This is a genomic window from Wohlfahrtiimonas populi (genome assembly GCF_002006795.1).
GTDB classification, from domain to species: Bacteria; Pseudomonadota; Gammaproteobacteria; order Cardiobacteriales; family Wohlfahrtiimonadaceae; genus Wohlfahrtiimonas; species Wohlfahrtiimonas populi.
In genome coordinates, this window is record NZ_MVDN01000012.1 from 58,448 (window position 1) to 66,106 (window position 7,659).

At 32.3% G+C, this 7,659-nt stretch carries 10 protein-coding genes; 6 read left to right on the top strand and 4 right to left on the bottom strand.

Features of this window, described 5'->3' with window-relative positions:
- The first annotated feature begins 65 nt into the window (after positions 1-65).
- The 4 genes from tdcB (at position 66) to BZK16_RS11760 (ending at position 3,278) form a co-directional block, all read left to right on the top strand.
- Positions 66-1,046: a bifunctional threonine ammonia-lyase/L-serine ammonia-lyase TdcB gene (tdcB, locus tag BZK16_RS11745; protein WP_077929090.1), complete on the top strand. Its 981-nt coding sequence runs from the start codon at positions 66-68 to the stop codon at positions 1,044-1,046.
- Between the two features lie 79 nt (positions 1,047-1,125).
- A complete protein-coding gene (locus BZK16_RS11750; protein WP_077929091.1) occupies positions 1,126-1,473 on the top strand; it encodes a VOC family protein in 348 nt (115 codons plus the stop codon).
- 33 nt (positions 1,474-1,506) lie between these two features.
- On the top strand, positions 1,507-2,643 hold the full coding sequence (locus BZK16_RS11755; protein ID WP_077929092.1) for a hypothetical protein: 1,137 nt from the start codon (positions 1,507-1,509) through the stop codon (positions 2,641-2,643).
- Positions 2,640-3,278, top strand: coding sequence for a helicase HerA domain-containing protein (locus BZK16_RS11760; protein ID WP_077929093.1), 639 nt, complete (start codon positions 2,640-2,642; stop codon positions 3,276-3,278). Before BZK16_RS11755 ends, BZK16_RS11760 begins: the two co-directional genes overlap by 4 nt.
- Before the next feature lie 134 nt (positions 3,279-3,412).
- Here the strand turns inward: BZK16_RS11760 and istB are convergent, their stop codons facing one another.
- From istB to BZK16_RS11775, 3 genes are all read right to left on the bottom strand, one after another.
- Entirely contained in the window at positions 3,413-4,153 is a 741-nt protein-coding gene (gene istB / locus BZK16_RS11765) for an IS21-like element helper ATPase IstB (RefSeq protein WP_077929094.1), read from the bottom strand.
- The gene (istA, locus tag BZK16_RS11770; RefSeq protein WP_077929095.1) at positions 4,153-5,721 is read right to left on the bottom strand and encodes an IS21 family transposase; all 1,569 of its coding nucleotides are present in this window, start codon (positions 5,719-5,721) and stop codon (positions 4,153-4,155) included. The genes istB and istA overlap by 1 nt, the downstream gene beginning before the upstream one ends.
- 221 nt (positions 5,722-5,942) lie before the next feature.
- The gene (locus BZK16_RS11775) at positions 5,943-6,137 is read right to left on the bottom strand and encodes a DNA-binding protein (protein ID WP_077929096.1); all 195 of its coding nucleotides are present in this window, start codon (positions 6,135-6,137) and stop codon (positions 5,943-5,945) included.
- A 105-nt stretch (positions 6,138-6,242) separates the two neighbouring features.
- Between BZK16_RS11775 and BZK16_RS11780 the strand changes: the two genes are divergently transcribed.
- The gene (locus BZK16_RS11780) at positions 6,243-6,659 is read left to right on the top strand and encodes a helix-turn-helix domain-containing protein (RefSeq protein WP_077929097.1); all 417 of its coding nucleotides are present in this window, start codon (positions 6,243-6,245) and stop codon (positions 6,657-6,659) included.
- A gap of 9 nt (positions 6,660-6,668) precedes the next feature.
- Complete coding sequence (locus BZK16_RS11785; RefSeq protein ID WP_077929098.1) at positions 6,669-7,280, top strand: hypothetical protein; 612 nt, start codon at positions 6,669-6,671, stop codon at positions 7,278-7,280.
- A 73-nt stretch (positions 7,281-7,353) separates the two neighbouring features.
- Here BZK16_RS11785 and BZK16_RS11790 read toward each other — a convergent pair.
- Positions 7,354-7,659 (bottom strand): calcium-binding protein (locus BZK16_RS11790; RefSeq protein WP_143691176.1); only part of this gene is annotated, 306 nt, incomplete at its 5' end.

A 7,659-nucleotide genomic window follows, 5' to 3' on the forward strand; every position in this document is an offset into this window, starting at 1 on the left:
AATCGCTCCTATATAATGTTTTTCTAAAATTCAAATACTTGATTAACTCAATAAAGGAAAGTGCCATGGATCTATTTAATTTACCAATAACAATGAAAGATATTCGTGAAGCACAGAAAGCTTTAAATGGAAAAGTGTATCAAACGGGCATTGCGCGCAGTAATTATCTCAGTGAAAAATGCCAAGGTGATATTTATGTTAAGTTCGAGAATATGCAGCGCACAGGTTCATTCAAAATGCGCGGTGCATTTAATAAATTAAGTTCATTAACTGCTGAAGAAGCACAGCGTGGTGTTGTGGCTTGTTCTGCGGGGAATCATGCGCAAGGTGTTGCATTATCAGGTAGTATGCTCGGCATTAATGCGAAAATCGTGATGCCAGAAACAGCGCCGAAAGCGAAGATTGATGCGACAAAAGGTTATGGTGCAGAAGTTGTTTTGTATGGTCAAAACTTCAATGAAACCATGCAAAAAGCACAAGAGATTGTGAAAGAAGAAGGTCGTGTTTTTGTGCATCCTTATGATGATGCGAAAGTAATTGCAGGGCAAGGCACGATTGGCTTAGAGATTCTTGAAGATTTATGGGATGTCGATAATATCGTTGTGCCCATTGGTGGCGGTGGTTTGATCGCAGGCATTGCGGTTGCTTTGAAGTCATTCAATCCAAATATTAATATTTTTGGCGTGCAAGCGGATAATGTTCATGGCATGGCAGCTTCTTTGGTAGCGGATAAAGTTGTCACTCATCGTGATAACAGTACGATCGCAGATGGTTGTGATGTTGCAACGCCAGGCGAATTGACGTTCAAAATCACGAAAAGCTTAGTGACAGAAGTTGTAACTGTAAGCGAAGAAGATATTAAAAAGAGTATGATTGCGTTGGTTCAGCGCAATAAAATCATCAGCGAAGGCGCAGGCGCATTATCTACAGCGGCGATTTTGAGTGGCAAAATTGGCCCTGAATATATCGAAGGGAAGAAAACAGTTGTGATTATCTCTGGCGGTAATATTGATTTAACAAAATTGGCTTCAATTTTAAATTCATAATACATAATTAATATTATTAAAATGCACATGTTAATACTTATATATATGTGCATTTTTTACATAAAAGGAAAGATTTAATATGACAACAGAAGTGATCGCAATTAATTACATCGAATTTAATGTGAAAAATATTGCCAAAAGCAAAGCATTTTATTCGGCTTTGGGTTGGGAATTTGTGGATTATGGTGAACAATATTGCGAGTTTAACTCAGGCGCTTTGAAAGGTGGCTTCTTCCAAACAGATGATGTAAATTCTAATGGTGGCGCTTTAGTTATATTATTTAGTCATGATTTAGAAAATACATTAAATAATGTAAAGAATGCAAGCGGAATTATCACAGCTGATATTTTTGAATTTCCTGGTGGCAAACGTTTCCATTTTAAAGATTTGGATGGTTATGAATTGGCTGTTTGGTCGGATAAGTAAAATTGTTATAAATATTTTAAGAGGATAGCAAACATGTTGAATATTCCATTGAATGAAATTTATCAGCATAAGCTGAATTTTTTAATAGGTTCGGGGGCATCCTATGGTTTATTTGATACATTGTGGTTGGCTGTTAAGGACTCTGATGATGCTTCAAAATTAGAAACAATTGAGACTTTAGCAACAAAATTTGAGCGACTAGGAAACAAGAAACATCATGGATTACTGTTTATGTATTACTATAAAAAGATTATTGAGCCTGCATGTAAATTTAATATGTCTGCTTGTATAAATAAACCAAGCGAGAAGCCTATAATTGAGAATTACAAAATATTTTTAGATTCTATTATTAGAGTTTTACAACAAAAGAAAGCTTTTCAGAGAAGATGTAATATATTTACGACTAATTACGATGGTTGTATTCCATTTTCAGCAGATGAATTAATTAAGGAAGGAAAGGTAGAGTTTTATTTTAATGATGGTGCTAGCGGTCTTTTAGCGAGGACTTTATCTGCACGTAATTTCAACAATTATATGTGTCAATCAGGCATTTTTGGTAAGAATAGTTCAGATCTTCCCCAGATTAATTTTATTAACTTGCATGGCTCTGTATATTGGACGAAAGAAGAAGATAATATTAAAGTAGATTATTCTATAAATAAACCAAAAGTTGAATTGTCTGATGAAATCTGTGATTTGATAGATCAATTTGGTGAATTATTAAATGATGAAACCAAAAATACAGAAGATCTTATAAATTTTGAAGTAACTATTGATAATGAGGATTTTCAGAAATTTTGGGATGAATATCATAAATTGCCTATAGTTAATCCCACAAAGTGGAAATTTCATGAGACTGTATTTGAAGAGCATTATTATCAAATGTTGCGTTTATTAAGTTACCAATTAGAAGAACCAAATTCTGTTCTGATTAGTTTTGCATTTTCATTTGCTGATGAACATATTTTGAATTTAATTAAAAGATCATTGTCAAATCCAAGATTACTAGTCTTTATTTGCTGTTTTAATGATAGTGAATATCAAAATATGTCTGATAAATTCAGTGGTTATAAAAATGTAAAATTTATAAAATTAGATGATCAAAATTTGGATTTTACTCATTTTAATCGTGAAGTATTTAATACTGAATTATTGAGAGAAGTAGAATGAGTATTAATATTGGTGAAGTAATTGCAGTTCGAGGTACTCAAATCACTTTGCGTATTTACGATGAATCTAGTTTAGAGACTTTATATTATGATGGAAAAAAATATAAAGGAGTTTCAATTCGTGAATATATTGGGATTAAACGAGGTTTTAATCTGATTATTTGCATCATTGAAGGTGAGTATTTAGATGAAAATCGCTTTGATCAGCATGATAATAAAATAGAATATATTCGTAAAGTAGATGCAAAGCCAATAGGCTATTTTGAGCAGAATAGATTCAATGAAGGCATTAAGTTGATGCCTATGATCAAAGATCAAGTTTATTTATTAAGTGAAGATCAAGTTGTTAGTATTTTTAGCCAAGAAAAAACAGGGGTTTTTAATATTGGAAAAATGTTAAAAGAGGATGTAAGTATTTCTCTTCCTTGGTATAAAATTTTCAATAGTCATATCGGTATTTTTGGGAATACTGGTAGTGGCAAATCAAACACATTAACTAAATTATATTCTGAATTATTTAATAATTTTGAGGCAAAGTTAATAGGCAAAAGTAAATTTCTATTGATTGATTTTAATGGAGAATATACTGGAAATCAGTTGATTAAAGATCCTTTAAATAAATGCATATTCCAATGAATTATGGACACCCAATCCGACTTACGTGGACACCTGTGCATTTTAAAATGGACACTCATTCCAACAAATCATGGACACCGTTGCAACATACGTGATCAGTCTAATTTGAATTCAGACTGATCACTATTATGCTTTTATTTTGTTTTAATATTTCTTTTTCTCATAGACTCGCCTTTCAGCTCAATTCTATAAGCCCTATGAACAATCCTATCTAAAATCGCATCGGCAATGGTTGGATTATTAAAAAGATCATACCAATGCTCAACAGGTAACTGGCTTGTAATCATTAAACCACCGTTCATGGATTGCTGATCAATGATTTCTAGAATAGAGCTACCAATGTGGGAAGGTATTTGCCCAATACCAAAATCATCTATGATTAATAACTTGGCATTGACCAATGATCGTCTTAATTTATTCATAGTATTTTGTTCTAAAGCTAATTGAATCTGTTCAATTAAAGCTGTGGATGATATGTAAATTGTATTCAAGTGTTTTCGACAGGCTTGATTACCCAAAGCACACGCTAGCCAAGATTTTCCTACACCTGTTGCACCTGTAATTAATACCGCTTGTTTATTGATTAACCAATGACAATCTCCTAATTCCATAAACTGTGATTGGTCAAAATTTCTCTGGTTTTTATAAATAACTTCCTCTAAACAGGCATTTGAATATCTTAGTTTTGCTGATTTTAAAAGTCGTTCAATCTTTCGTGTATCTCTTGTCGAATACTCCGCTTCAATTAAAATATTTAAGCGCTCTTCAAAACTTAGCTTTCTAAAATTCGGTTGTTGTATTTGATTTTCATAAGAAGTAACCATACCTTTGAGACCGAGTTGTATCATTTTATCTAGTGTTTGTTGATTTAACATTATTGGTTTTCCTTAAGTTTATAATAATCAGAACCTCTTAGATTTTCATGATCATTAGCGCTTGGAGTCGTTGTGATAGTTCTCGAATATTTTTCAGATATTTTTTTATTTTTTATGGCATCCAATAGTTTTTGAAAGCCTAATTGGTTATATTGCAGCGCAAATTCACAAGCGGGCTCCACGTAGTCATATTGCTGTTCCTCTTGCAACCAACGTCTCAACTGACTCACTGCTTTAAGGCCATTGGCTAAATCTTTTCTCTGTTGTAAGTTTTTACACACCCATTCTTTCCCAAATTTACCTAAGCAACTTGACCACTCCAATAATGCTTCAAGTGTATTGTGTGTTTGTGATTGATGATTCAAAGGCTGATGTTCAAAATGTGTGGATATTCCATGTTCAAACTTTCTAATGTGCGTTGCAATACGGTAATTACCCAATAATATTTCTATCGATGTTTGAGTCGCTCGAATATTAACTAATTGCCCAATATAGTGATATGGAACAGAATAAAGATGATTCTCGTATTCAACATGATAATCATAGGGGATTTTAATATTGTATTTCCATTGATGCATTTGATAAGGCATCTCTGGTAATGACATTAATGCTTGAGATTCATAATTTAAAAAATTATCAGATCTACTATGAGGAAAACTTTTAGTTTTCTTATTATTCAATATTTCTAATTTTTGACTCAAGACTTGATTGAGTTCCTCAAAAGAAAAAAACTCTTGTTTTCTTAAAGCAGCTAAAATCCAGCGCTGTACTATTTGTACCATGATTTCAGCTAAGCTTTTATCTTTAGGCTTTCGGCGTCTAGCGGGTAAAATTGCACATTGATAATGTTCAGCTAAGCAGGCATAGCTCTGATTAAGCAGAATGGAGTCTTTTTTATGATGAATCACAGCAGATTTTAGATTATCTGGGACAAGGTATTTGGGTACACCTTCAAAGAATTGAAAAGCCTCAATATGGCAAGTTAGCCAATCAACCTGTTTTTGACTTGGAACAGCATAAATAAATGTATAGCCAGAAGCTCCCAATATAGCTACAAATATTTGTGCCTTAGTAATTGCTCCTGTAGTTGGATCTTTCACAGGCATTGTTTTCCCACAAAAGTCTATGAACATTTTCTCGCCTGGACGATGAACTTGTCTCATACTAATTTTTTGTTTTGTGAGCCAAGAGTGATAGGTATGTGCAAAAGTTGAATAACTAATTGCTTGTTCAATGTTATCTTGCATCTCTTCCAAGTATTCATAATGTAATAGCTTTAGTGTCATATCACGTATTTTCATCTCTTGATGGATCATACTGTAATCAGGGTGAACTAAAGGATTTTCCCTTCGGTACTGTCTAAAAGTTCCTAATTGAACTTTAAACTCATGATCACTGAGTGGTGCAAGTTCATCCCAAGTTTTTCCTGATTGCTGAAACTTTAATCTAAGCTTGGAAATAGTAGTAGGGCTAATCTTATAAAGATCTGCGATATATCGATTACTTAAAATAGACGAAGAAGCGATTTGCTGTATGACAGAACGCTGTATTTGTACAGGTAATTTCATCAGTACTTTTCCTTAAAATATAATGGATAAAGCACCCTATGGTTAACTTGACTAAGTTAACCTATCTTCGGATAATAAGAAGGTCATGATGCGATATTATGATGCTTCACTTAGAGGATTTGTGGTTACAGCCATAAATCCTCTTTCCGTTAGGGTGGTGTAAATTAATTTTGTGTTAAATAACTATAACTGTGACCCTCCTTTATAATTTTAATTCAGAGTTATTCATTAATAACGCCTAGTTTCAGCCCCAATAGAGTAGCAATTTCATGTGCTTTTCCATGGGTAAACTTAGATTTTCCAGATAATACGTGCTGAACAGTATGATAAGGATAATCATGCTCTCTAGCCCATTGAGCAATAGTAATGCCTTGATAACGAAACTCTGCTTTTACTTCATTTATGGATTTAAGCATCCTTAAAACCTCATCAAAAATTTATTATATTATCCAATAATGACACATGTTAATTCATATAGTATTATATGAGTTAATATAAAATCAAGCAATGAGAGGCGAAATATGTTTGAACTGGAAACTCATTTTGGTGAACGATTAAGAGAAGAACGCATTAGACTTATGCTAACTCAAGAAAAATTAGCTGAGCTATCGGGTGTCAAGCAGCTAAGTATTAGTCAATATGAAAATGGTCATTCAATGCCATCTACAAAATTTTTATTTGCTATAGAGAAATTAGGTTTTGATCTTATGTATTTAATGCTTTCGATTCACAAAGAGCAAATACACAAAGATTACCCACCTGAAATATATCAACGAGTGGCCAATGAACTTACATTATTGGAAATGAAAATAGGGGAGGATTTAGAGCCAGCGATGAAACTCAAAGCTGCTAATGCATTATTGATACATTTTAGCTCTAAAAATAATACCAAGGAAAAACTATCCACATCTCAAATATTATCTAAAATATATTTATAGGGTTAATTTATGATTACTAATCCCCATTCTGTTGATTCATCAATCAGTCGTTATAACAGCATATTTTTTGGGATATCTTTTTATGAAATGAAGGATGTAAATTATATTGCTAAAGGAATATCAGCAATTTATAAATATATTTATATCACACTCTATTGTCTAGCTCATTATAGGATAATAAAACGTTCTGTTTCTTTATCTAATTTCATAAAAGTATTACATAAAGCTCATTATTACGGATTTATACTCAGTAACAAATCGGAACAAATTTGGGTTGATGAACAATGTAAAAAATATAATCTTTCTTCATCTGAAAGAATTACTTTATGTTTTAGTGGGAATCTTAGTGCCCGAAGACAAAAAATAGTACTTAGAGGCTTTTGGTGGATTGAACAACCTATATTTCTACTATTTATTGTTGGATTTACTTTGAGTTTTATAGGGCTTATAGGTATTTCATTGATTCACTTTATGAATGATCCTATGGGATTCAAAACAATATCTCTAATTTTATTTTGTATAATATATGCAATTATCCTTTTTTTAGTATTCTGTATGTTGAAAGCTGATCTATGGGATTCGCATATCTTATTAAGAAAGATTCATAATCAGCCAATATAATTTATTTTTTATGAATAAAAAGAAGTCCAAGAACTAATTTCTTGGGCTTCTTTAAATATTACAATACTATATATTAATATGATGGTGTACTTAATAATGGGCTAGATAGTGAATTATCACCAACTACTACTAATTCATCATTTGAACTATTACTTGAGTCAAAAGCAGCCATTGCACTAATGAGTGAATGTAATTCTTGATTCACAGAAATATTAGATGAATCATCTACAAGGCTCATAGTTCTTACTAATGAACGATCGCTTTGAGCATCAATCAATCCTTGAATCTCATTTTGTTTAACGATATTGCCATCAGCAAAATGAATTTCATTGATTTGGTAATAAGCATGATGGAAGAAGTTCTGAATACGAATGCTATC